Genomic DNA, 24,532 nt, shown 5'->3' with positions numbered 1-24,532 from the left:
TGCTCCAGCCCGTTTCCGTCCTGAAACGCGCCGGTGAACAGAATGAACGCAATGGTGCCCCCGGGGAGAGACGTGGGCCACATTCTGGCGCATGAAGACCTCGAGGGACCGTACCCACTACCTCTATGTGGCGGTGATCGTCGCCGTTGTGGCCGGCATCGCCGTCGGCCTGCTGGTTCCGGACTTCGCCGTCGAACTCAAGCCCGTCGGCACCGCCTTCGTGAACCTGATCAAGATGATGATCGCCCCGGTCATCTTCTGCACCATCGTGCTGGGTGTGGGCTCGATCCGGCAGGCGGCCAAGGTGGGCCGGGTCGGCGGGCTGGCGCTCGGATACTTCCTTCTCATGTCGACCGTCGCCCTCGCGATCGGCCTGGTCGTCGGCAACATCATCCATCCCGGGGCCGGGCTGCACCTGGACCCGTCGATCGCCGAGGCCGGGCAGAAGGCGGCCGGCGACGCGCCCAAGGAGGGCCTGGACGACTTCGTCCTCGGGATCATCCCGACCAGCCTGCTGTCGGCGCTGACCGACGGCGAGGTGCTGCAGACCCTGCTGGTGGCGCTGCTGGTCGGTTTCGCCGTGCAGGCCCTGGGCACCCGCGGCGAGCCCGTGCTGCGCGGCGTCGAGGTCATCCAGCGGCTCGTCTTCAAGATCCTCGCCATGATCATGTGGCTGGCCCCGGTCGGCGCCTTCGGCGCGATGGCGGCGGTGGTCGGCGCGACCGGCGTGGACGCGCTCAAGAGCCTGGCCCAGATCATGCTCGGGTTCTACGTCACCTGCGCGATCTTCGTCTTCGTGGTGCTCGCGGTGATCCTGTGGGCGTTCGCCCGGGTGAACATCTTCGCCCTGCTCAAATATCTGGGCCGCGAGTTCCTGCTGATCCTGTCGACCTCGTCGTCGGAGTCGGCGCTGCCCCGGCTCATCGCCAAGATGGAGCACCTGGGCATCAGCAAGCCGGTCGTGGGCATCACGGTGCCGACCGGATATTCGTTCAACCTCGACGGCACGGCCATCTATCTGACGATGGCCTCGCTGTTCATCGCCGAGGCGATGGGCGACCCGCTGTCCATCGGCGAGCAGATCTCCCTGCTGGTCTTCATGGTCATCGCGTCCAAGGGCGCGGCCGGCATCACCGGGGCCGGCCTGGCCACCCTGGCCGGCGGTCTGCAGAGCCACCGGCCCGACCTGGTCGACGGGGTGGGCCTGATCGTCGGTATCGACCGGTTCATGTCGGAGGCGCGGGCGCTGACCAACTTCGCCGGCAACGCGGTGGCGACCGTGCTGGTCGGCACCTGGACCGGCGAGATCGACCGGGAGAAGACGTCGGCCGTGCTGGCCGGGCACGATCCGTTCGACGAGGCGACGATGCTGGACGAGCGACCCGCCGAATCCGTCTCTTCGCCCAGCTGAAGACCGGCCCGGTCACCTCCCCCCGGTGGCCGGGCCTCCCCCTCGCCGAGTCTGAGTAACATGATCCGGTGCTTTCCCCGGGGACCTTGCTCAGCGAGCGCTACGAACTGACCGAACGCATCGCCGCCGGTGGCATGGGTGAGGTCTGGCGCGGCACCGACCGCATGCTCCACCGCGCCATCGCGGTCAAGGTCGTGCTGCCCGGCCTCATGGCCGACCCCGAGTTCCTCACGCGGTTCCGCTCCGAGGCCCGCATGATGGCCGCCCTGCGCCACCCGGGCATCGTGCAGGTCTACGACTACGGCGAGAACGCGCAGGTCGGCGGCGGCCGCATGGACTACATGGTGATGGAGTTCATCGAGGGCACCCCGCTGTCGAAGCAGATCCAGCAGGCGGGCCGGCTCAGCCCGGCCGAGACGATGCGGATCGTGGCCCAGGTCGCGGACGCGTTGCAGGTGGCGCACGACGCGGGCATCGTGCACCGCGACGTGAAGCCGGCCAACCTGCTGGTCCGCCCCAACGGCGCGCTCGTGCTGGTCGACTTCGGGGTGGCCCGCTCGACCCAGGTGACCGGCATCACCAGCACGAACGTGGTGCTGGGCTCGGCCAACTACATGGCGCCGGAGCAGGCCGAGGGCCATCCGGTGTCCGGTCTCACCGACGTCTACGCGCTGGGCGCGGTCGCGTACTGCTGCCTGACCGGCCGGCCGCCCTACGTCGGCGAAAACCCCCTTCAAGTGCTGGCCCAATTGGTGTACGGCGAACTGCCGCCGCTGCCGCCGGATGTCCCGCCGGCGGTCGCGGCGCTGGTGAACCGGGCGCTGGCCAAGAACCCGCAGCATCGGTTCCCGAGCGCGGCCGCCCTGGCCCAGGCGGCCCGGGGCGCGGGCCGCCCGGGAGCCGGGCAGACCGGCCCTACCGTGCCTTATCAGCGCGGCGGGCAGCCTCCGGCGAACTCGGGCGCTTTCCCGCCGGCCGGCCGACCGCCGGCCTCGGGTGCGTTCCCGCCCGCCGGCCGCGGGCCGGCTTCCGGTGCTTACCCGCCCGGGCGCGCGCAGAGCGGCGCCTACGGCGCTCCGACCGGTCGCGCCGGCGCCGCCGCGGTCCCGCAGACGGGCCAGCCGGGCGGCACCGCGCGCTATCCGGGTGGCAGCGGCTCGTATCCGGGTGGTACCGGCTCGTACCCCTCCGGCAGCGCTTCCGTCCCCTCTTCCGGCGGCTTCGCGGCCGGGGCCGCCTCGGTGTCCCCGGCGGGTCATGGCGCGGGTTCGGGCAGCGGCGGCTACGGCACCCGGCCGCCGGCCGCGGTCGTCACCGGCGGCTACGAGGGCGGCTCCCCGTCCGGCGGCAACCCCCCGGCCGGCAAGAAGCGCGGCACGGTGATCGCCGTGGCCATCGCGGCCGTCGTCCTCGGCGTGGTCGCCGTGACTTTCGCGATCGTCAACGGCAGTTCGGGCGAGACCTCCACCAACAACGCCGCGGCCAACGGCGCCGTCGACCCCGGCGCGGGCGCCACCCCGCCCCCCGTCGAGGAGACCACCAAGAGCAGCAAGCCCAAGCCGACGAAGACCAAGACCACCGAGCCCGCGGACGAGGACACCCAGCCGGTCGAGGAGCCCACCGAGACCGAGGAGACCACCCCGCCCCAGCAGGACGTCACCAACCCGTACACGCCGAAGCAGCTCTGCGGCAGCAACTACTCGATCCTCGAGACGGCCACGCTGAAGGGCAACGCCGGCACGGTCGGCCGCGTCTACCTGATGATCTCGGACGACAAGCAGCAGAACTGCGTGGTCACCCTCCGCAGCAGCGACCTGAACGAGAAGGCCGACGCCTCGGCCTTCCTCGAGGTGCAGGACAAGGACCGCGACACCCAGGACGGCGAGGTCGACTTCTACGCCGGCCCGGTCAAGGCGAGCGCGGCCAAGGCCTGCATCAAGTGGGGCGGCTCGATCGACGACTTCGACTACGAGAGCGACTTCGGCCACTGCGCCTGATCCCCGGCGGGGTCAGGACAGGACGGGGAACAGGTCGGTCGAGGCGCGGCCCGTGGTGGCCTCGATGAAGTCGACCGGTGGGGCGATCTGGGCCAGGACGGCCGCGGTGTGCTGGAGGCTCTCCGCGGGGACGTCCGGCTCGAGGCCGAGGGCCCGTTGCAGGTCGAGCAGGTGGACCGTGGTCTCCAGGATGCCGATGCTCACCGCCTCCTCGAGGGGCATGACGGCCCGGCCGAAGTAGTTCACGCGGACCGGGCCCAGCTTGCGGGCGGCCTCGACGGCGGCCGGGCCGGTCGAGGCGAACTGGGACACCATCTGCTCGACGGTGTATTTTGCGGAGTCCTCGCGGCCGGCCGTCGCCACCTGGCCGCGCATCGTGTTGGCGACGCCGTCGGGGGCGTTGAACTCGGCCATCAGGGCGGCCGCCGTCGGGTGGGTGGGCGGGGCGTCGGTCACCCACTGCTCCACCAGCACGGCGAAGCCGAAGGGCCACTGGGCCGCGTGTGCCCACAGGTGGCGCACCGTCCAGTCGTCGAGGCGGGTCGGCCTGTCCCAGTCCGCGTCGTTCAGGGTGCGCCCGGTCGCCGCCCACACCGACCAGAGCGCGTCGAGCGTGTTCAGCCGGTCATCGATGGTCATGGACCGACTCTACTGAGATTGGCGTCACAACTAGGCCCCACGAAAAACTAGGTTCCTAGGACGCCGTACGGGTGGTGCCGGGCGCCCGGGACACCAGGGCATCACACGGGTCACCGGGAAGCGGGACATGACCAGGCTGGAAAGCGCCCGAAGCTTCCGACAGAGGCGGTGTGTGAGATGACGACCCTCCACCAGCAGACCGAGATCCGGCCGTTCGCCGTTGAACTTCCGGAGGACGCGCTCGACGACCTCCGGCGACGGCTGGCGGCGACGCGCTGGCCGACCCGGGAGATCGTCGGTGATCGCACCCAGGGGGTGCAGCTGGCGACGATCCGGGAGCTGAGCCGGTACTGGGCGGCCGAGTACGACGGCGGCCGCGTCGCGGACCGGCTCAACGCGCTGCCGCAGTTCACCACCGAGATCGACGGCGTGGACATCCACTTCGTGCACGTCCGGTCCCCGCATCCGGGCGCCCTGCCGCTGATCATGACGCACGGCTGGCCCGGTTCGGTGATCGAGATGCTCGACTCGGTGGGGCCGCTCACCGACCCCACCGCGCACGGCGGCGCCGCCGGGGACGCGTTCCACCTCGTGCTGCCGTCGCTGCCGGGGTACGGCTTCTCGGCGGAGCCGTCCGAGACGGGATGGGACCTGGTGCGGACGGCGCGGGCGTGGGCCGAGCTGATGCGGCGGCTGGGCTACGACCGGTACGTCGCCCAGGGCGGCGACGTCGGCGCCGGGGTCACCGACGCGATGGGTCGGCTGGGGCCGGACGGGCTCGCCGGCATCCACACCAACCTGCTCGTGCCGGCCCTCAACGACCCGGCGTCGCTGCCGAACGGCACGGAGGCGGAACGGGCGGCGCTGGCCGCGATCAGGACGTTCCAGAGCAGCGGAAACGGCTACTTCGTGGAGATGGCGACCCGGCCGCAGACCATCGGCTACGCGTTGCAGGACTCGCCGGTCGCCCTGGCCGCCTGGATGATCGACCACGACACGGACGCCTATTACAAGATCGCCGGGGCGTTCGTCGACGGCCGGCCGTCGGGCAACCTCACCCGCGACCACATCCTCGACAACATCACGGCGTACTGGCTGACCGGCACCGGCACGTCGGCGGCCCGCTCCTACTGGGAGGCGTACGGGCCGGACGCCCCGGCCGCGGGCGGGAAGCCGCTGCCGGACCCGCGCGTGCCGGTCGGGTTCAGCGCCTTCCCGGGCGAGATCTGGCGTACGCCCCGCAGCTGGGCCGAGAAGGCGTACCCCACGCTGAATTTCTTCGGCGAAGCCGAGAGGGGCGGGCACTTCGCCGCGTGGGAGGAGCCGGAGTTGTTCGCGGCGCAGCTGCGGGACGCGTTCCGGCCGCTGCGCTAAGCGCTCAGCGTCCGGAGCAGGTCGCCGGCCTGTTTGTCCATGAGGCGCTGGGTGTTGCTGAGCAGCACGACGGCGGTGCGGTGGCCGGGGTCGAAGCCGGCGAACGAGGTGAAACCCGAGGTGCCGCCGTTGTGCCACAGCTGCGTCTGCCCGCCGAGCGTGGGGTGCAGTTGGCGGCCCATCCAGCCCAGATGGACCCAGGAGAAGGCGGTGATCCGGCGCCGCACCGAGCGGGTCAGGTGGATGGCGGGGTCGTCCGGGTCGTCCAGCTGGCGGCGCAGGAAGGCCAGAAGGTCGGCGGCGGTGGAGTGCAGCGCGCCGGCGCCGGCCAGATCGGCCAGGTGCCAGGGCGGGGTCGCGCGTCCGCGGCGGGTGTGACCCTGGATCAGGAGGGAGGGGTCGGGCTGGGGGAGGCCGGTCTCGCGGAGGACCAATTCGCCGTACGGCACCTTGGCGCGCCGGGCCAGGGCGAGGCCCAGGAGCCCGGCGCCGAAGTTCGAGTAGCGGAAGCGTTTGCCGGGAGAGGCCGACAGGCGGGTGCGGGCCAGGGCGGCCAGGAGCATGTCGGTGGTGCAGCCGGCGTACGGGTCGGGGTCGTTGGGGTGCAGCAGAAGGCGCTTGAGCATGCCGGTGGGCAGGCGGGGAAGTCCGGCGGTGTGGGTGGCGAGGTCCTGCAGAGTGATCTGTACGCCGTCACGGGTGGGCACGGAAGCGCCGGACGGCAGCAGATCGGCGAGGGGCTCGTCCAGAGCGACGGTGCCGTCGAGGGTGAGCCGGGCCAGGGCGAGGGCGGTGAAGACTTTGGTGATCGAGCCGATCTCGAAGACGTCATCGGCGGCGGCCCGGCCGGCGGAACGGATCTCGCAGTCATCGCCGGAAATGACCCCGACGACGGCGCCGGCACGGGTCTTGACCAGTTCGTCGGCGGTCCGCTGAGCGAGGCTTCCAAGATCCGTCATGGGTCCATGATGGGCGCCCCGGGCAAGCGCCCAGCTGCCCGCGCCGGCGAACGGTTCGTGGCTCGCGTCGGGCGAACGGCCCGCTGCCCGTGTCGGGCGAACGGCCCGCTGCCCGTGTCGGGCGAACGGCCCGCTGCCCGGGGAGGGCAGCGGGTCGATACCCGAAGCGGACAGGGTCGGTGCCCGATGCGGGATGGTGCCGGGTGCGGCGCGTTTGTCAGGCGGCCGGCGGGGCGGCCTCGACGGTCGCGGCGCCGGTCTCCACGGTTGCGGTGCCGGTGGTCTCCACGGTCGCGGTCGCCTCGCCGGCGGTGACGGCCTCGGCGCCCGGCTCCGTGGCGGTGCCCTCGGCGGCGGGAACCGCCTCGCCAGTGGCAACCTCGGCGGCCGGCGCCGTCGTGGTCTCGTCGGCGGTGGCGGGCGCGGTGGCTTCACCCGCGGTCACGTCGGCAGCGGGCGTGGTGGTCTCCGCGTCGGTGGCCGGCGTGGCGGTGGTGGTCTCGCCGGCGGTGGCGTCGGTGGCCGGCGTGGCGGTGGTGGTCTCGCCGGCGGTGGCGTCGGTGGCCGGCGTGGCGGTGGTGGCTTCACCGGTGGTCACGTCGGTGGCCGGCGCGGTCGCGGTCTCGTCCGTCGCGGTCGGCGCGGTGGTGGCGGGCTCGGTCGCGGTGGCCTCACCAGCGGTGGCGGCGGGCTCAGTCGCGGCCGGCTCAGTGGCGGTCGGCTCGGTGGCGGCGGGCTCGGTCGTAGCGGTTTCGTCCGTCGCGTCGGTGGCGGCGGGCGCGGAGCCGGTGGTGTCGGTAGCGGCGGGCGCGGTGCCGGTGGCGGCGGGCGTGGTGTCGGTGGCGTCAGTGGCGGTGGTGTCGGTGCCCGCAGTGTCGGTGGCGGAGGGCGCGGTCGTGGCGGTGTCGGTCGCAGGCTCGGTCGTGGTGGTGTCGGTGGCCGGCTCAGTGGCGGCGGGCTCGGTGGTGGCCGGGCCGGCCGGTGCGCCGGTCTGGGGGCCGCCGGCCTGGGGGCCACCGGTCTGGGGGCCGCCGGGCTGGCCGGGCTGCTGGCCCTGCCAGGGAGCACCTGAGCCGCCCATCGGCCAGCTGGTGAGGGCGTCCAGGCCGGGCAGGCCGTCGATGGTGAAGATGGCGATCACGAGGCCGGAGATGCCCGGCTTGTGTTCAGGAGGCGGGGCGTAGGCGCCGGCGGCGCTCGCCGTCGCGTCGTCGGGATCGTTGGCGAGTGCGCCCTGTGCGGGGGCCAGCGCCATGGCCGCACCGGTGAACAGGCCCATGCCGGCAAGGGCCATACGGCGGCTTGTCTTACGCATTTCTTTTCCTCCCGGGTCTTTGTTACGACCCGGTCAGCTCAACATATCCGCCGCATTCGAATACGGTGCTCGAACGGATTGGGCGAAAGTTTCTTCTGTGGCCCGTGAAACCGATGGTAATAACCAAAAATTGATAGGTTATTCCGCTGAATAATCGGGTAGGGCGGAAAGATCAGGCCGCCGGGAGCTGCTCGATGTAGTCCTCGCACTCCTCGACGTCGTCGCCGCCGCGCCTTTTCGCCCGGTACATCGCCGCATCGGCGCGGCGCACTATCTGCACCAGATCGACCGCCGGGCCGCCGGCCACGCCGATGCTGAGGGTGGCCGGGCAATCGGGCAGGGCCCGGACCGCGTCGACCATTCTGCGGCCCATTTCGTAGGCCGTGCCGGTGTCCAGGCCGGGCAGCAGGACCGCGAACTCGTCGCCGCCCAGGCGGGCCACCAGGTCCTCGTCGCGGACGTTGGCGGTCAGGGCCGTCGCGATGGCCCGCAGGGCCGCGTCGCCCGCCTCGTGGCCGGCCGTGTCGTTGATCTGTTTGAACTTGTCGGTGTCGATGACCAGCACCGCCACGTCGCCGTCCTGGGTGCGCCGGACCGCCTCGTCGAAGGCGCGCCGGTTGGCGATGCCGGTCAGCGCGTCCAGGTCGGCCGCGCGGGCCGCCTGTTCGTGGCGGCGGCGCAGCAGGTCGAGCGATTTCATCGTGGTGAACGAGTGCAGGGTGCGCTGCCTCTGCTGCCACAGGGCCGCGGCCAGGGTGGCCCCGTAGGCCAGGGCCGCCTTGGCGTCGGCCGAGCCGTGCGCGGCCAGCAGCAGGGCGTGGGTGTGGTGGGTGGCCGAGGTGATCAGGACGCCGGCGTCGCCGGGCAGGGCGTCGACGGCGCGGCCGATCAGGTCGAGGGCCTCGTCGAGGCGGCCGGTGCGGCGCAGGGCGACCGCGTGGAAGGGCTCGCAGAAGGCCACGACCAAGGGGCTCATGCCGTACGCCTGAAGTTTGGCCTGGTGGTGTGAGATCTCGATGGCGGCGGTGGCCGGGTCCTGCCGGTCGGCCTTGGCGCACGCGGCGGCGAGCAGGGCGTAGCTCCGCCACACGTCGGCGGCCGGTCCGCTGACCTCGTCGGCCGCGCGTACGGCGTACACCTCCGCCTGTGCCGTGTGGTTCTCGGCCTGCTGGACCTGGCCGACCTGGTAGAGCTCGAGGGCCCAGTGCAGGTGCAGTTCGGCCAGGTTGATCAGCCACATGGAGCGTTTGCCGCTCTGGCTGTCGTCGTGCAGGCAGATCTCGTAGGCGGCCTCGTAGTGCGGGCCGACCAGTTCGTAGAGGCGCAGCTCCATGAGGGCGAACGCGATGGCGACCCGGGCGTGCACGGCCGCCACCGGCTCGGTCTCGATGACGGCGTACGTCTCGGCCTGCACCAGGTCGCGCATGACGCTGTCGAGGTCGTACTCGACGGCGTGGGTCTCGCCGAGCCGGGCCCGCTGGGAGGCGCGGGTGCCCAGGGCGCAGGCCTGCCAGCCGGGACTGTCCTCGCGTTCGGCGGCCACGAGCATGTCCTCGAGGGCCTGTTCGGAGGAGGCGGGATCGCCGAGCACGTCGTACGCGACCGCCCGCACGAAATGCAGGCACGCGCGGTCACCGGCTTGGAGCAGCAGTGTGCCGGCGCGCTCGAGTGCCTCGTGCGTGCCGCCCGCCTGCGCCTCCTCGAGCAGGCGCATGGCCTCTCGTGTGACGTCGTCCATCGGCCCTCCCTGCCGGGTACATCGGCAACGGGAGGGTGACTTGAGGGTTTGTGCCGTGCGGAGTGGGTCAGCGGCTTGCCTGATATCGGGTGAGCAGCGCGTCGAGCGCCTCGAGCATGAAGACGTAGTAGTCGTGCATCTGCCGTACGCGGGCCCGCTGCACGGTGTCGAGGGTCCGCGCCTGGGTCATCGAGCGCCGGCTGAGCTCCAGCAGTTCGGCGGTCTGGTCGCGCTGGTGTTGCAGGCAGCCGGCCCAGGCGTCGTCGCGCCACTCGAAGACGAACTGGCGTGAGCCCGGCGGTTTGAAGCGGCGGACCGTGCCGTTGGTGATCAGCAGCCGGGTCATCTCGGAGACCGAGCCCTTGCTGGCGTCGAGGATCTCCTGGAGCTCGGCCGTGCCCAGTGGTTTCTCGCTCATCATCAGGACGCCGGCCATCCGGCCGGCCATCGGCGGCCAGCCCATCGCGCGGCCGATGTACTGACCGAAGTCGTCGACGAGCGCCGATTCCACAGCCACTCCACCCGTCACATTCTCAGGAAAAACTGAACTTTCACTATTGACTGAACTTTGAGCCGAGTGCCAGTCTACCGGCCAACACCAGTTCGGGCTTTGGAGGCCGGCATGACGGCAACAGGCTGGGATCTCATCGTCGTAGGGGCCGGCTCGTCGGGGGCGGCGCTCGCCGCCCGTGCGGCCGCGAAGGGCCGGCGGGTGCTGCTGCTGGAGGCGGGCCCCGACTATCGCTCGGCCGACATGCACGAGGCGTGGCGGTCGCCCAACCCGGTCAAGGCGCTGATGGACCCGGCCGCGGTCGACGGCATGGTCTGGGCCGGCCTCGACGCCTCCCGCACCGACAAGCAGGCGCCGGGCCCGTACTGGCGGGGCCGCGGCGCCGGCGGCAGCTCGGCGGTCAACGGGCAGATCGCGATCCGCCCGCCCATGGAGGACTACGCGGACTGGGGACTTCCCGGCTGGGCGCCGGCCGACGTGCTGCCCTACTTCGCGGCTCTGGAGAACGACCTCGAATACGGTGACGCCGGTTATCACGGGCGATCCGGCCCGACACCGATCTTCCGTACGGCGAAGGAGCATTGGGGCCCGGTCGACGCGGTGCTCGCGGCCGAGGCGATCGCGGCCGGGTACGGGTGGGCGCCGGACGTGAACGCGCCCGGAGCGACCGGCACCTCCCCGTATCCGATCAACTCCCGTGACGGCCGCCGCGTCACCGTCAACGACGCCTATCTGGAGCCGGCGCGGGGTCTGCCGAACCTGACGATCCGTGGCGGCGCGCTCGTCGACCGGGTGCTGTTCACCGGCGACCGGGCCGTCGGCGTCGCCGTCCTCGACGGCGATCGGGAGCTGATTCTGCACGCCGACGAGGTCGTTCTCAGCGCGGGCGTCATCCACTCGCCGGCGATCCTGCTGCGCTCCGGCATCGGGCCGGCCGCCCAACTGCGGGGCTTCGACATCGGCGTACGCCAGGACCTGCCGGTCGGGCAGGGCCTCCAGGACCATCCGATGGTCGGCGTGAGCCTGCCGCTGGTCGCGCCGGCCGCCGGTCGCGGCGTGGACGACCGGCACACCAACGTCTGCGTGCGCTACACCAGCGACCCGCGCGGCCCGGTGAACGACATGATGTTCGTGGCGATGAACCGGAACGTGCTGGCGATGGCGAGTGCCGACCCGGGCCTGCCGTCCGGGGCGTTCGGCGTGTGGGTCAACCAGGCCCACTCGCGCGGCGTTCTCACACTGGCGTCGCGCGATCCGCGGGTGCATCCCGAGGTGCGTGAGCGGATGCTCTCCGACGAGCGCGACCTGTCCCGGTTGCGCGACGGCGTGCGCCGGTTGGTCGAGCTGGCCCGCGGGCCGCGGGCGTCGGCGATCCGGCAGGGCTCGCTGGAGGAGCACAACCGGGAGTTGTTCGCCGTGCTCGACGACGACGGCGAGCTCGGCGACTTCCTGCTCGCCACCGCGGTCGACGCCCAGCACGGCACCAGCACCTGCCGGATGGGCGCGGTCGTCGGCCCGGACTGCCGGGTGCTCGGTGTCGAGAGCCTGCGCGTCGTCGACGCGTCGATCTTCCCCTCGGTTCCCCGCGCCAACACCAACCTCGCCGCGATCATGACCGGCGAGCTGATGGCCGACCGGCTCTGACGAAAGGCCTTCCCGTGAAACTCCGCAACTGCATCGGCGGCGAGTGGCGTGACACCCGCGGCGACGCGTTCCTCGACGTCATCGACCCGGCTACGGAACAGACGGTGGCGAGGTTCCCGGCCGGCTCGGCGCGGGACGTCGACGACGCGGTCGCCGCGGCGGTCACGGCCCAGCCGGCCTGGGCCGCGCTGCCGGTGGCCGAGCGGGTCGGGCACCTGCACCGCTGGGCCGACGCGATCGCCGCCCACGCCGAAGAACTGGCCGAGCTGGAACAGCGGGAGATGGGCAAGCCCGCCCCGCTCGGTGTCACCTTCATCCAGGGCGCGGTACAGGGTCTCAAGGGCTCGGCGGCCGAGGCCCTCGACTACGAGTTCGACCGCACGGTCGACGGCCCGGGCGGCAGCCGGACCCGGATCGTGCGCCACCCGCTGGGCGTGACCGCGGTCATCACGCCGTGGAACTTCCCGGTGCCGATGGTGCTGGGCGCGCTCGGGCCGCTGCTCGCCGCGGGCAACACCGTCGTGGTCAAGCCGTCGGAGCGGTCGCCGCTGTCCACGGTACGGCTGTTCGAGCTGGCCGGGCTGCCGGCCGGGGTGGTCAACCTCGTGCTCGGCGACGGCCGCGCGGGAGCGCCGCTGACCGTCCACGACGACGTGAAGCTGGTGCACTTCACCGGCTCGGTCGAGTCGGGCCGCAAGGTCGGCGCGGCCGCCGGAGGCAAGCTGCGCCGGGCCGTGCTGGAGCTGGGCGGCAAGGACCCGGTCGTCGTCGACGCCGGCGTCGACCCGGTCGCCACCGCGCAGGCCGTGGCGTTCGGCGCGTTCGTCAACTCCGGCCAGATCTGCACCTCGATGGAGCGCGTCTACGTCCACCGCGAGGTCGCCGGGCCGTTCGTCGAGGCTCTGGTGGCGGCCGCCGCCGAGTTCCCGCTCGGGCCGATGGCCGACGGACGGCAGCGGGAGATCGTGCGGCGGCACGTCGAGGACGCGGTGCGGCGCGGCGCGACCATCCGGGCCGGCGGGGAGGTGCCGGCCGGGCCCGGGTTCTTCTACCCGGCCACCGTGCTGACCGGGGTGGACGACTCGATGCTCGTGCTCACCGAGGAGACGTTCGGGCCGGTCGCCCCGGTGGTCGTGGTGGACAGCTTCGCCGAGGGCCTGCGCCGCGCGTCGCAGTCCCGGTACGGGCTGGCCGCGACCGTCTACACGCGCGACGAGGCGCACATCGACGCGGCCGCGAGCCTGCCCGCCGGCGTGGTGTGGGTCAACCAGTGGCAGGGTGGGGGACCGGAGCGCGTCTACGAGCCGGCCGGCGACAGCGGCATGGGCGCGACGGGCGCCACCGCCGCGTACGACGCCGCGACCCGGCCGGCCTCGATCCATGTCGCCTGAGGAAGCCGCCGCGGCGGCCGTCAAGCTGAACGCGGAGCGGCTCATCACGTTGTCGCACCGCATCCACGCGTACCCGGAACTGGCCTTCGAGGAGGTGCGGGCCAGCCGCTGGGTCGCCGGGGAACTCGACGCGGCGGGGTTCACCGTCGAGCACGGCTGCTACGGGCTGCCCACGGCGGTGCGGGCCACGATCGGCAGCGGGCCGCGGCACGTGGGGATCTGCGCCGAGTACGACGCGCTGCCCGAGATCGGGCACGCCTGCGGGCACAACATCATCGCGGCCGCCGCCGTCGGCGCCGGCCTCGGCCTGGCCGGTCTCGCCGACGATCTGGGCCTCACCGTGACCGTCCTCGGCACGCCGGCCGAGGAGGGCGGCGGCGGCAAGGTGCTGATGCTCGAGCGCGGCGCCTTCGACGGCCTGCACGCGGCCATGATGGTCCACCCCGGCGCGGTCGAGACGGCCGCCATGCCCGGCACCGCGGTCGCCCAGCTCGAAGTGGACTTCCGCGGCCGGGCCGCGCACGCCGGGGCGTACCCGGAACAAGGGGTCAACGCGGCCGACGCGATGACCGTGGCCCAGGTCGCGATCGGGCTGCTGCGCCAGCAGACGGCCGACACCGACCGGATCTCGGGCATCGTCACCCACGGCGGCGCGGCGGTCAACGTCATCCCCGACTCGGCTCGCGGCCGCTGGGTCGTGCGGTCCGGCACGGCCGAGGCGCTGGCGTCGCTCAAGGACCGGGTGCGGCGCTGCTTCGAGGCGGGCGCGCTGGCCACCGGCTGCCAGCTCAGCGTCACCGCGCCCGCGCCCGACTACATCGACCTGCGCTCGGACGAGGCGCTGCTGGCCTCGTACCGCAAAAGCGCGACGGCGCTGGGCCGGCGCTTCCCGGAGCGGGGCATGTCGGGCGCGGCCACGGACATGGGCAACGTCTCGCACGTCGTGCCCTCGATCCATCCGATCCTCGGGCTCGACTGCCTGCCCGCGGTCAACCATCAGCCGGAGTTCACGGCGGCCTGCGTCACCGGCGCCGCGGACCGGGCCGTGCTCGACGGCGCGGTCGCCATGGCGTGGACCGTCGTCGATTCAACTATTGAAGATCACTGATATTGCCCATAGGTTCATCCGGAACGGGGAACGATGGCCCACGAGGCCGCCGTCCTCGTCTGACGAGGAGGAGACCCATGGACAACTCGGTTACCCGCCGCCGGATGCTGACCGTCGCGCTCGGCGGCGCGGCCACCGTGGCCCTGCCGGCCCCCGCCTGGGCCGTCACCGGCCAGCGGCCCGGCGCCGTGCGGCCGCCCGCGCTCACCGGCCACGACACGCAGGTCGCCCGGCGTGTGTCGGCCGAGCGGGCCCTGCAGCATCTGAAGGTGCTCTCGGTCGACATGGGCCCGCGCATCGGCGGCACCCGCTCCGAGAAGATCGCCGCCGATTACATCGCCAAGACCTTGGACCGTCTGGGATACGACGTCGCGTTGCAGCCGTTCCCCGTCGCCGATAAATTCCTCGCCCAGCTCGACTCGCCGACCGGGCTGCCCCGCGACCTGAACTGGCAGGCCGGCGCGTCCGCCCTGGGTGGTCTCGACACCCGGGTGCGCGCCTCGGTCGTCGACGTCGCGGCGGGCGCGCCGGAGAACTACACGTCCGACGTCACCGGCAAGATCGTGCTGATCGACTACGTGGCCGCGTCCCGCGACGCGCAGGTGGCCACGGCGGTCGAGAAGGGCGCCGCCGCCGTCATCTTCCTGCCGGTCGACCTGGTCGAGCCGCGCCGGGCGTCGGCGTTCAGCCCGGTGCTGGCCACCGCCGTGGCCATCCCGGTCGTCGGCGTCGCCCAGGCCCAGAAGCACCGGCTGCGCGACCTGCTGGCCAAGCGGCGGCTCTACCTGACCGTCACCACGCGGGCCCACCGCAACCTGACGTCGCACAACGTGATCGCGGACGCGCCCCGCCGCAAGCCGACCGGCAGCGAGCCGGTCGTCATGGTGAGCGCCCACTACGACACCGTCATCGGCGCCCCCGGTGCGAACGACGACGGCTCGGGCACCGTACTCAATCTGGAATTGGCCCGTGTGCTGCGGAACCTGCCGACGAAGGCGCGCCTGCGCTTCGCCTTGTGGGGTTCGGAGGAGCAGGGGCTCATCGGGTCGAGGTACTACGTGGCGCAGCTGCCGCAGCCCGAGCGGGACCGGATCCTGGCCGTGTTCCAGAACGACATGGTCGCCACCAGCTGGGATCCGGCGACCCGGTACTGGCTGCTGTCGTACACCGGCCTGGCCAACCGCGCGACCGACGAGGTGGCCGCCGCCGCCGAACGCCTCGGCTACGCTCCGCGCATCTCGCCGGTGACGCTGCGCGGTTCCAGCGACCACCAGTCGTTCCAGGAGGTCGGCATCGCCGCCGCGAACTTCTCGTGGCGCGGCGAGGAGTCGCCGGCCCTGCTGGAGCCGCCGTACCACAGCCCCGAGGACACGATCGCCAAGAACATCAGCCTCGAAAGGCTCCAGGTGTCCCTGGAGCTGATCGGCTCGGCCGCGTACTCCACCGCACAGGGATAGCGGACAGCGCTCCCACAGCACACGGACAAGATCGCTTCATAGCGTGACGGCCTCATCGTGTGCTGTGGGAGGGGCTGTCGTGGCCGAGTCAAGAGCGCCAACGCGCGACCGGTGGTTCGATGCGCTGCGGGTGCTGGCGATCATCCGGGTGTCGGTGTACCACATGTTCCCCTTCGCCGTCCTGGAGCTGGTCTTCCCGTCGATGGGCGTGATGTTCGCGCTCGCCGGCTCGCTGATGGCGAACTCGCTGGCCCGCAAGCCGAACGCGGCCAAGGTGATCTGGGGCCGCGTGCGGCGGCTCCTGCCGGCGTACTGGATCCTGGGTCTTTTCGTCGTTCCGGCCATGCTGCTGCTCGGCTGGGACGAACGCCCGGCGCTGTGGCACCTGATCGCCTGGGTGGTGCCGTTCGTGTCGCCGCCGGCCAGCGACGCCGGCCTGCAGGCGCAGGAGGTCATCTGGTACCTGGTCACCTATCTGTGGCTGGTGGCCCTGTCCCCGGTGATGCTGTGGCTCTACCACCGCGCCCGCCTGGTGATGATCGTGGCGCCGCTGGCGGTGCTGCTGGCGCTGACGGTGTGGCCGGTCTGGCCGTCCAACCCCAACTTCCAGGAGGTCGGGACAGACCTTTTGATGTACGCCGGTTGCTGGATCCTGGGCTTCGCCCATCGCGACGGCACCCTGCGAAAGGTCAACGGCTGGCTGATCACGGCGGTGGCCCTGGTCTGCGCGGTGGGCGCGCTGGCCTGGGCGTGGAAGCACCCGGACGAGGGCGTCCTGCAGGACATGCCGGTGGCGTACGGCGTCTACCAGATCGGCTTCGTGCTGGCCCTGCTGCGCTGGCAGCCGGCCATGTCCTGGCTGACGAAGCGGCGCGGCCTGGACAACTGGGTCACGCTGATCAACGCCCGCGCGGTGACGATCTACCTGTGGAACAACGTGGCCATCGCGCTGTGCTTCCCGATCGGCGACGCCCTCAACACATGGATCTTCGGCGAGACCGGCGAGGAGATCAGCTACTGCGTGATCGCCCTGGCCCTGCTCGTCAACGCGGTCCTGTTCTTCGGCTGGGTCGAGGACCTGGCCGCCAAGCGCAAGCTGCGTTTCCTGCCCTGGCCCCAACCGGCCGCAGCGGCCCCGGCTCCGGCAGCGCCGGTCGGCCGGGCGAGCGTTCCCCACCTCGCCCGGCGCTGGGACGACCCGGTCCCGGCCTACGCCACCGCACGACCCCGCCATCGGGTGTGACAACGCCTGCCTCAGTCGTGGACGATCTCCTTGAGCATGGTGCGGTGCAGGGCCTCGGCGTACGGGGCGATCTCGCGCTCCAGGGCCTCGGGGTCGCTCACGACGACCGCCGCCTCGTGGTGGGGGCGGGCGTTCAGCCATTCGTAGCGGCGGCCGGCGGCGGGGTGAGAGGCGAAGAGCGAGGCCGCCGTACGGATGGACAACTGCCGGCGTGCGGGAGCCAGCTCCGCCTCGCGGTCCTGGACCGAGCGCAGCATCCGGCGCCACGTCGCGGCGGCCTCACCCTTGGGGACGTGGCGCTGCACGCCGCCGGTGAGCTGCCAGAGCGTCAGCCAGATGAGCTGCACGCTGGGGCCCACTTCGAGCGCCGAGACCCGCGGCGGCCGGACGAGCTCGGAGAGCCGGCCGAACGTGAGCCGGGCGGGCATCGTGAGCAGCAGGCGCCGGTTGTCGGCGTACGCCAGGTGGCCCAGCTCGTGCCCGAGCAGCGCGACCACCTCCTCGGCCCGCAGGGCCAGCAGGAGCTGGACGCCGACCACCAGCACCCGCCGCGGGCGCGGGCCGGTGACGGTCACACCCGCGTTCCAGCCGAAGGTGAACAGCACGACGTCGGGCTTCGGCGTGCCCAGCTCGGCCGCGATCCGGTCGATCAGGGCGTGGAATGCGGGCGCGTTCGCGGGCTCGACCCGGTAGCTGGTCTTCAGCATCGGCTTCAACCGGTTGAAGCGGGGGCGGATCGCCCAGGCGAGGCCGAGCAGCGCCAGGCCGAAGACGATCGGCCAGAACGGGCCGCCCGCCACGATCAGCCACAGGGCGGCGGCGATCGCCGTGAGCGTCAGCGCCACGATGGCGGCGGACAGCGCGACCAGGAAGCGGAAACCGTTGCGACCCACCGGTTCCGCGTCGGTGGCGCGCGCCAGCAGCCGGTCGGAGGTGAAGCCCGCCCGCTGCTGGGCGCGGGTGATCCGGTTCCAGATCCAGTTGGCGTGCTCATCGGGCGGGAAATGGTCGAGGTTCCACTCGCACCCGGGCGCACCACGGCGCCTGGCAGGATGGGCATCCATCGTGGACCGTCGTTGTCACGGCGGTCATTATGATCAAGCGCGCATGACCGTGGCGATCGGGATGCCGGCGGCTCGCAAAGCGGGGACGAAACCGCCCAGGACGCCGGCCACCAAGCCCGCGATGATGCCGGCGACGCCGGCCTCCCAGGGGAACTGGACGTTGTCGAGCATCGGGTAGGAGTTGCCGGCCAGCATCGCCGCCGCCTTCAGGCCCAGGGCGCCGGCGCCGATCGCGGCGGCCGCGGTCAGCAAGCCCGTCAGCAGGGTCTCGGCCAGCACGATGCCGGCCAGCAGGGAGCGTGGGGTGCCCACCGCCCGGCGCAGCGCGAACTCCTCGACGCGTTCGCCGACCGTGGCCAGGCCGACGTTCAGGATGCCGGCCACGCCGATCAGCAGGACCAGGCCCGCCATCGAGAAGAACACCAGGCGCATCAGGCGCAGCTGATCCTCCTGCTGTTCGCGGTTGTTGACGTCGGTGACGTACGTTTCCAGGCCGGTCGCCTTGATCTTCGCCGTCAGCACCGGCTCGACCGGAGAGCCCGGCTTGAGCATCACGTTGATCTCGCCGGCCGTGTTCGGGTCGACCAGCTTGCCCGGTGGCAGCCAGGTGGCCAGTTCGTCGATGCGCACGTAGGCGCGGGGTTCGCCGCTGCCGTCATCGACCACGCCGACGAACCGGGGGGTCAGGTTGGCGGTGGCGCCGCGCACCCGCATCTCGGCCGGCACCTGATATTGCCGGAAGCCTTTCGCCGCCTCCTGGTTGAGGACCAGCTTCGGCGCCAGCGACGGCACGGTGGTGAAGTCGAGCCAGGCGCCCGACACCGTGCGGAACGGGCGGAACTGGCGGATGTCGCCGGTCAGCGCGGTCAGGCGTACCTCCACCGCCGCGCCCTTGGGCCCGGTCGGCTCCTCGCAGCGGCCGTCGGCGAAGCAGACCTGCCCGCCGCCCCAGTCCTGGCCGATCGGGGCGCCACCCTCGTTGACCGGGCGCACGCCGGGCTCGCCGATGATGCCCTGCATGGAGATGCCCGCGACCACGTCGGTGCGGCCCTTCACCGAGCTGAGCACCGCGTCGGCCGCCTTCTGCTCCGGCGGCATGCCGATCATCCGGGTGCCGTCGTAGCCGTACGTCAGCTCGAGGTCGGCCAGCAGCGCCCGCTCGGCGATGCTGGCGCCGGCCTGGACGACCACCACGGCCAGCACGCCCAGGAACAGGCTCACCATCGACAGCAGGGTGCGCAGCTTGCGGGCCCGGATGCCCTGCACGCCGATGATCAGGGACGACCGGAACCGGCCCGACAAGCGCCTCATGAGCGCACCCGCTCGCTCAGCACACCGTCGACGAGGTCGTGGATGCGCCCCATCCGGGCCGCGTGGTCACGGTCGTGGGTCACCAGGATCAGCGCGCATCCGCGCTCGGTGGCGCCGAGCAGCGCGTCGATGACGAGCGTGCCCGTCTCGGTGTCGAGCGCGCCGGTCGGCTCATCGGCGAGCAGAACCTGAGGATTGCGTACGAGGGCACGTGCGATCGCCACACGCTGCTGCTCCCCGCCGGACATCTTGGCCGGCCGGTTCTTGGCCAGATGAGCGATGCCGACCTGGTCGAGGGCCTGCATCACCCGCGCTCTGCGGTCCCGGCGCGGCAGCCAGCCCTGGCCGTTGACCAGGGCCATGGCCACGTTCTGGGCCGCCGTCAGATGCTTGAGCAGGAAGAACCGCTGGAACACGAACCCGAAATGGGAGCTGCGCAGCTTCGCCGCCCGCCGCTCCGGCACCCGGCTGATGTCCTGCCCGGCCAGCAGGTAGCGGCCCTGGTCGGGGCGGTCGAACAGGCCGATGACACTGAGCAGTGTGCTCTTGCCGGATCCGGAGCGCCCGACGATGGCCACGCTCTGCCCGGCCGCCACCGACAGATCGACACCGTCGAGGATGGTACGGGGCTCGGACTGCCCCTTGAGGACCTTCGTGATCCCGGTCAGCTCGATCACTTCGGGCCCTCGGCCGGCGCCGGCAGGTCGGGGCCGGGCACGGCGATGTCCTCGTCGCCGCGCAGACCCGACTTGATCTGCACGACCTTGCCGTCGGACAGGCCCAGCACCACGTCGACGGTCTTACGGGTGCGGTCGGGGGTGAGCACGTCGACCTTGCCCTTGCCCTGCGTGCCGGCGACCGCCTCGACCGGCAGCACCATGGCGTTGCCGGCCCGGTCGGTGACGACCGACAGCGTCACGTCGGCGCCGTTGATGAGCTTCACACTGGCCGGCGGCGCGCAGACCAGCTGCAGGCCGGTCGCCTCGGAACCCTCCGGGGCGCTCTGTTCGGCGTTCTCCTCCACCGGGGCGACCGGAGCGAACGACGCCGGGGCGGTGGGTGCGGTCGTGGTGGGCTTCGGGGGCTCGGGGATGGTGCCGGCCGGCAGAGCGGCGATGGTGCCCAGAGCCGTACAGGGGAAAGGCCCTGGACCGTTCTTGATCTGGCCCGTGACGGTCTTGGCGGCGCCGGAGATCCGGTACGCCGACGCGCTGTCGATGTCGGCGACGATGCCGTAGCCGCCGTGCCGCGCCGAGACGATCGGCATGCCCGCGCTGACCTCGGACCGGTCGTCCATGAGCCGGCCGGCCAGCATCGAGCCCTCCGGGATGTTGATCCGCCGCGGCGTGCCGTCGTCCCACACGGTGGCCACCCACAGCGGCTGCGCGGCCGGCGTCTTGTTCGGCTTGCGCTGCACGTAGCGGATCTCCCCGGCGGTCGGCGCGACGATGCCGAACAGCGGATTGATGGCCACCTTGCCGGCCAGGCTGATCTGGTTCGACAGGTTCTGCCGCGCCGGCTTGACGGTGGTCAGCACCGTGCCGCGATCCTCGAGCCCCGGAACCGGCGCGGCCTCGTCCTTCGCCGAACACCCCGAGAGCGCCGCCGCGGCCGCGACCACCGCCGCCCCGCCGAGCACAAGCCCGCGTCTGTCCACCCCAAGTCCCCTTTTCCCACCGGCCCGGGCACGTTCCCGCCCGGCGCGGCGAACCCTACAGGGATCACGCAACCCGGTAGGGGATCGATCACGGTGAGCGCCGGTGAGGGACTTTCACGAGGACGAGGCGTAACCGGCGAGAGTGCTCCGGTACGGCTCCGGCACCTGCGGCGCCACCTCGTCGAACCGGTGCCGGTCGGCTGCTGAGCCGGTCGCCCGCGCGCGGTAGGCGGCCGCGGCCGCGCGCATCGTCACGTCGTGCGGCTCCAGCTCCTCGCCGCGACTCGCCTGCGCGGCCGCCTCCGCGAAGTCGCCCTGCTCGGCGGCCAGATCGGCCAGGTCGAGATGAAGCGACCAGTTGCCCGGCTCCAGTTCCAGCGCGCGCTGGAAGGCGGCGGCCGCCTGCGCGGGAACGCCCAGCCGGCGCCAGGTGCCGGCCCGCACGACCTCGGTGAACATCACCGGCCGCACCGCGTCGGCGCGGTCGCACAGGGCGAACGAGTCGGTGGTGCGCCCGCAGGCGCGCAGCAGGATCGCCATGCGGGCCATCTGCTCCGGGACGGGGTCTCGATCGCACACGCTCGCGATGGCCGCGAACCACGGGTCCAGACAGTCCAGAGCGCGCGTGGTCGTCAGGTCACGGCCAGGGTCACAGATGCGCATGGTGGCCTCGGCCAGGGCGGCCGGTGTCACCGCGGCCAGAAAACGCGGGTCGCCGAACCAGGGAGCGCGTGCCCACGCCACCTCGGGCGAATGGCCGCTCGCCGGGCCGAGCCACATGACGGCCTCGTCCATGTCGCCGTCGGCGTAGGCGAAGTAGGCGCCCGCGACCACCGGGCCCACAGTGTCCGCTTCGGCGAGGGCGGCGGCGATCTCGGTGGGCAGCTCCCGCCGCAACTCGCCGAGTGCCGCGTAAGGCGCGGGGTCGCGCGGATCGGCGGAGATCTCTTTCGCTATGTAGCTCAGCGCGGCCGACGGCGAACCGCCACAGTGGGCCATCACCTTGGCGAACGCCAGCGTTCCCTTCATCGGCACGCGAACACCCTAGCGCCGGACCGGGCTGGCCCGGTTCTTGCTGGCTCTCTGGCGGGAGCTATCGGCAGGAGGGTCGGCGATGACGGCTTCGACCGCGGTGCTCGAACACCGCGAGGTGCGGCGGCAGGCCATGCCCGGGCGGCTGGTGGTCGGGCGGCTGCCACAGCTTGCCCGGCACGTCGGCAGCCCGCCCGATCTGGTGCTGCGGTGGAACCGGGTGCCGGCCGGGGCGCGGGTCGACGTGGTGGTTCATCTGCACGGGTTCTCGGCCCGGGGGCGGGGGATGAACCTCGTCCGCGACAAACTTCCGGTCAGCGGGCTCGACCTGAGCGGGCGGCCGGGGCCGGCGCTGGGGGTGCTGCCGCGCGGGCACTTCTTCGGCGGGCGGTCGGGACACGGGTTCAGCTTTCCGGCTCTGCGCCGGCGTGGGGCCCTCGGTGAGCTGGTCGACGATGCTCTGCGGCGCTTCAACGGGGTGACCGGGGCCGGGGCCACCAAGGGGCGGCTGATCCTCACGGCGCACTCCGGCGGCGGGGCCGCCCTGATGCAGATCCTCGGCGAGGCCGACCCGGACGAGGTGTACGCGTTCGACGCGCTCTACACCGACCCGGCGCCGCTGATCGCCTGGGCCCGGCGCAAAGGCGGGAACGGCGCCATGCGGGTGATCTACCGGGCCGGGGAGGGCACGGCGGCCAACAGCCTGCGGGTGGGCCGGGAGGTGCCGAGGTCGGCCCGGTTCCGGGTCGAGGACACGGCAACACCCCACAACGACATTCCCCGGATGTACGGCGCAAGGCTGCTGGCCGACCCGGCGGCCGACCTCTCGCAGGGGCCGCCCAGTGGGCCGCCGGCGACTCAGCTGAGTGAGCGGATCGCCCAGGTCGCGCGGGCCGAGTTCCGCCGGTGGCGGCCGGGTGGCGGGGCGGCGCTGACCGAGATGACGCCGGCGGCGAGCCCGATCCTGCGCGAGTACTACCAGGCCGGCGTGGGTGTCCCGGTCACCGATGCCCAGCTGCGAAGCGCGGCCTATCAGAGCGTGCACCCCTGGAGCGCGGTCTTCATCTCGTACGTCATGCGGACCGCCGGCGCCGGGGCGCACTTCGCCTATTCGCCGGCGCATCAGACGTACATCCGGGCGGCCCGCCGCAACCGGCTCGGCAATCTCACCGGGAACCCGTTCTGGGCCTACCGGGTGGACGAGGTCGCGCCCCGGGTCGGCGACCTGGTGTGCAACGCCCGGGCCGGCAGCGGGGCCACCTACGACAACATCGGGGACGCGCAGACCCGGGCCACCCACTGCGACGTGGTCACCGAGATCCAGCAGGGCCGGATCCGGGTGATCGGCGGCAACGTGGGGCAGACCGTCGGCGAGAAGTGGCTGACCACCCGGCCCGACGGACGGCTGAGCACGGCCGGGCGGCAGAGCACGTTCTTCGCGATCATCAGCACGAGAGGCCCGCGCCGAGCAGACCCGGCGGCACCGGCCGCACCGGCGGCGTCACCCGCGCCGGCCGCGCCGGCCGCGCCGGGTGATGTGAACGCCCGGGCCGCGCGGGTCATGGAACTGCTCGTTCAGCGGTACCGCTATCCGGTCGCCGGGGCGGCGGGCCTGGTCGGCAACCTCATGGCCGAGTCGGGAGTGATCCCGGAACGGATCGAGGGCAGCGCCGAGAACACGCCGACCCGGGCGCGGGGCTTCGACGGGCAGGTGCGGACCTTCACGCCGGAGCAGATCCGCGACCGGGACAAGACCCGCGGCCTCGGCCCCCAACTGCCCGGCGTCGGGCTGGCCCAGTGGACCAGCGCCAACCGGCGGGCCGGGCTGTTCACGCACACCTTCGACGGGCGCCGCCCCGGCGCCGGCATCCTGTCCGATCTGGCGGCCCAGGTCGACTATCTGGTCACCGAGCTCGGCCGTGACTATCAGGCCGTCGACGCGGTCCTGCGGACGCCGGCGGTCACTGTGGACCAGGCCTCCGACATCGTGCTGCTGCGCTTCGAGGTGCCCGCCGTGGTGTTCAACGGCAAGCCCGGCGATCCCGCCGTGCAGGCCGAGCTGGCCCGGCGGCGCGGGTTCGGGCAGCGGGCCCTGTCGGCCTACCAGCGCGGGCGCCCCTAGTGGGAAACGTCGGAAGAATCGGCTTCATGACATTGTCCTCTCCCTTTCCCGACCTGCTCGTCCACGATGAGAAAGCTGTTACGGAGGTATCGCCGTGAACCCCTTCTACTTCGAGATCGTCCGGGGCCGGACCCACCGCTACTCCTGGCAATTGGTGACCTACTCCGGAGGCGATCGCCGGCTGATCGCCAAGTCGTCGCGCGACTGGCACACCGCCGACGAGGCCCGCGCCTCGGCCGAGGCCACCAAGCAGGCGGTCTGCGACGCGCGGGTCGTCACCAAGCCGGCGCAGCCCGGCGACATCCAGTTCGAGGTGATCGAGGACGTGCTGGCGCTGGAGGTCACCGGGCACGGCGACTTCGACACCGGCCACGACCACGACCGTGAGCGCGACGGCAACGGGGACCGCCCGGCGACCACCGTGACCCCGGCCAAGCAGACGCCGGCGCCGGTGGCCCGCGCCGAGGACGGCAAGTCCAACGGCGAGGCCCGGCCCAAGGCCCGGCCCCGCAAAGCTCCGGCGAAAGCCACCAGGGCCGGCGCCTCGAGAAGCTGAGGC

Annotated in this window: 20 protein-coding genes; 10 read left to right on the top strand and 10 right to left on the bottom strand. The window is 72.2% G+C overall.

Going from position 1 to position 24,532, the window contains the following annotated elements:
* Positions 1 to 91 precede the first annotated feature (91 nt).
* Positions 92 to 1,411 carry a cation:dicarboxylate symporter family transporter gene (locus ACFY36_RS16125; RefSeq protein ID WP_499746733.1) on the top strand — a complete coding sequence of 440 codons (1,320 nt, stop codon included), beginning with the start codon at positions 92 to 94 and terminating at the stop codon, positions 1,409 to 1,411.
* A gap of 68 nt (positions 1,412 to 1,479) precedes the next feature.
* Positions 1,480 to 3,408 carry a serine/threonine-protein kinase gene (locus ACFY36_RS16120; protein ID WP_499746732.1) on the top strand — a complete coding sequence of 643 codons (1,929 nt, stop codon included), beginning with the start codon at positions 1,480 to 1,482 and terminating at the stop codon, positions 3,406 to 3,408.
* A gap of 12 nt (positions 3,409 to 3,420) precedes the next feature.
* On the opposite strand, the gene ACFY36_RS16115 is transcribed toward ACFY36_RS16120, so the two are convergent.
* Positions 3,421 to 4,047: a maleylpyruvate isomerase family mycothiol-dependent enzyme gene (locus tag ACFY36_RS16115; protein ID WP_499746731.1), complete on the bottom strand. Its 627-nt coding sequence runs from the start codon at positions 4,045 to 4,047 to the stop codon at positions 3,421 to 3,423.
* A 177-nt stretch (positions 4,048 to 4,224) separates the two neighbouring features.
* Here ACFY36_RS16115 and ACFY36_RS16110 point away from each other — a divergent pair, with 177 nt between their 5' ends.
* On the top strand, positions 4,225 to 5,421 hold the full coding sequence (locus ACFY36_RS16110; RefSeq protein ID WP_499746730.1) for an epoxide hydrolase family protein: 1,197 nt from the start codon (positions 4,225 to 4,227) through the stop codon (positions 5,419 to 5,421).
* On the opposite strand, the gene ACFY36_RS16105 is transcribed toward ACFY36_RS16110, so the two are convergent.
* The 4 genes from ACFY36_RS16105 to ACFY36_RS16090 all read right to left on the bottom strand — a co-directional run bounded on the left by ACFY36_RS16105 (position 5,418) and on the right by ACFY36_RS16090 (position 9,944).
* Complete coding sequence (locus ACFY36_RS16105) at positions 5,418 to 6,380, bottom strand: serine hydrolase domain-containing protein (protein ID WP_499746729.1); 963 nt, start codon at positions 6,378 to 6,380, stop codon at positions 5,418 to 5,420. The genes ACFY36_RS16110 and ACFY36_RS16105 overlap by 4 nt on opposite strands.
* A 217-nt stretch (positions 6,381 to 6,597) precedes the next feature.
* A complete protein-coding gene (locus tag ACFY36_RS16100; protein WP_499746728.1) occupies positions 6,598 to 7,695 on the bottom strand; it encodes a hypothetical protein in 1,098 nt (365 codons plus the stop codon).
* A 172-nt stretch (positions 7,696 to 7,867) separates the two neighbouring features.
* Positions 7,868 to 9,433, bottom strand: a complete 1,566-nt coding sequence (locus tag ACFY36_RS16095; protein WP_499746727.1) for a GGDEF domain-containing protein — start codon at positions 9,431 to 9,433, stop codon at positions 7,868 to 7,870.
* Positions 9,434 to 9,500: 67 nt separating this feature from the next.
* Entirely contained in the window at positions 9,501 to 9,944 is a 444-nt protein-coding gene (locus ACFY36_RS16090; RefSeq protein ID WP_499746726.1) for a GbsR/MarR family transcriptional regulator, read from the bottom strand.
* Positions 9,945 to 10,055: 111 nt separating this feature from the next.
* On the opposite strand from ACFY36_RS16090, the gene ACFY36_RS16085 reads away from it, so the two are divergent.
* From ACFY36_RS16085 to ACFY36_RS16065, 5 genes are all read left to right on the top strand, one after another.
* Positions 10,056 to 11,588 carry a GMC family oxidoreductase gene (locus ACFY36_RS16085; RefSeq protein WP_499746725.1) on the top strand — a complete coding sequence of 511 codons (1,533 nt, stop codon included), beginning with the start codon at positions 10,056 to 10,058 and terminating at the stop codon, positions 11,586 to 11,588.
* A gap of 14 nt (positions 11,589 to 11,602) precedes the next feature.
* A complete protein-coding gene (locus ACFY36_RS16080) occupies positions 11,603 to 12,979 on the top strand; it encodes an aldehyde dehydrogenase family protein (protein WP_499746724.1) in 1,377 nt (458 codons plus the stop codon).
* Entirely contained in the window at positions 12,969 to 14,087 is a 1,119-nt protein-coding gene (locus ACFY36_RS16075) for a M20 family metallopeptidase (protein WP_499746723.1), read from the top strand. The genes ACFY36_RS16080 and ACFY36_RS16075 overlap by 11 nt, the downstream gene beginning before the upstream one ends.
* 77 nt (positions 14,088 to 14,164) lie before the next feature.
* Positions 14,165 to 15,544, top strand: coding sequence for a M28 family peptidase (locus ACFY36_RS16070; protein WP_499746722.1), 1,380 nt, complete (start codon positions 14,165 to 14,167; stop codon positions 15,542 to 15,544).
* 79 nt (positions 15,545 to 15,623) lie between these two features.
* Complete coding sequence (locus ACFY36_RS16065; protein ID WP_499746721.1) at positions 15,624 to 16,787, top strand: acyltransferase family protein; 1,164 nt, start codon at positions 15,624 to 15,626, stop codon at positions 16,785 to 16,787.
* An 11-nt stretch (positions 16,788 to 16,798) separates the two neighbouring features.
* On the opposite strand, the gene ACFY36_RS16060 is transcribed toward ACFY36_RS16065, so the two are convergent.
* From ACFY36_RS16060 to ACFY36_RS16040, 5 genes are all read right to left on the bottom strand, one after another.
* The gene (locus ACFY36_RS16060; RefSeq protein WP_499746720.1) at positions 16,799 to 17,851 is read right to left on the bottom strand and encodes a M48 family metallopeptidase; all 1,053 of its coding nucleotides are present in this window, start codon (positions 17,849 to 17,851) and stop codon (positions 16,799 to 16,801) included.
* Positions 17,852 to 17,884: 33 nt separating this feature from the next.
* A complete protein-coding gene (locus ACFY36_RS16055; RefSeq protein ID WP_499746719.1) occupies positions 17,885 to 19,162 on the bottom strand; it encodes an ABC transporter permease in 1,278 nt (425 codons plus the stop codon).
* Positions 19,159 to 19,839 carry an ABC transporter ATP-binding protein gene (locus ACFY36_RS16050; RefSeq protein ID WP_499746718.1) on the bottom strand — a complete coding sequence of 227 codons (681 nt, stop codon included), beginning with the start codon at positions 19,837 to 19,839 and terminating at the stop codon, positions 19,159 to 19,161. The genes ACFY36_RS16055 and ACFY36_RS16050 overlap by 4 nt, the downstream gene beginning before the upstream one ends.
* Positions 19,836 to 20,819: an efflux RND transporter periplasmic adaptor subunit gene (locus ACFY36_RS16045; RefSeq protein WP_499746717.1), complete on the bottom strand. Its 984-nt coding sequence runs from the start codon at positions 20,817 to 20,819 to the stop codon at positions 19,836 to 19,838. Before ACFY36_RS16045 ends, ACFY36_RS16050 begins: the two co-directional genes overlap by 4 nt.
* 114 nt (positions 20,820 to 20,933) lie before the next feature.
* Entirely contained in the window at positions 20,934 to 21,848 is a 915-nt protein-coding gene (locus ACFY36_RS16040; protein WP_499746810.1) for a tetratricopeptide repeat protein, read from the bottom strand.
* A gap of 85 nt (positions 21,849 to 21,933) precedes the next feature.
* Here ACFY36_RS16040 and ACFY36_RS16035 point away from each other — a divergent pair, with 85 nt between their 5' ends.
* Together ACFY36_RS16035 and ACFY36_RS16030 are read left to right on the top strand one after the other, a co-directional pair.
* On the top strand, positions 21,934 to 23,973 hold the full coding sequence (locus tag ACFY36_RS16035; protein WP_499746716.1) for a phage tail tip lysozyme: 2,040 nt from the start codon (positions 21,934 to 21,936) through the stop codon (positions 23,971 to 23,973).
* Between the two features lie 94 nt (positions 23,974 to 24,067).
* The gene (locus ACFY36_RS16030; RefSeq protein WP_499746715.1) at positions 24,068 to 24,529 is read left to right on the top strand and encodes a hypothetical protein; all 462 of its coding nucleotides are present in this window, start codon (positions 24,068 to 24,070) and stop codon (positions 24,527 to 24,529) included.
* Positions 24,530 to 24,532: the final 3 nt, after the last annotated feature.

Origin of the sequence: Actinoplanes sp. NPDC000266 (genome assembly GCF_042899005.1) — a bacterium.
Classification (GTDB): Bacteria; Actinomycetota; Actinomycetes; order Mycobacteriales; family Micromonosporaceae; genus Actinoplanes.
The sequence above is the reverse complement of the archived record's forward strand: the minus strand, read 5'-3'. Positions and strand labels throughout refer to the sequence as shown.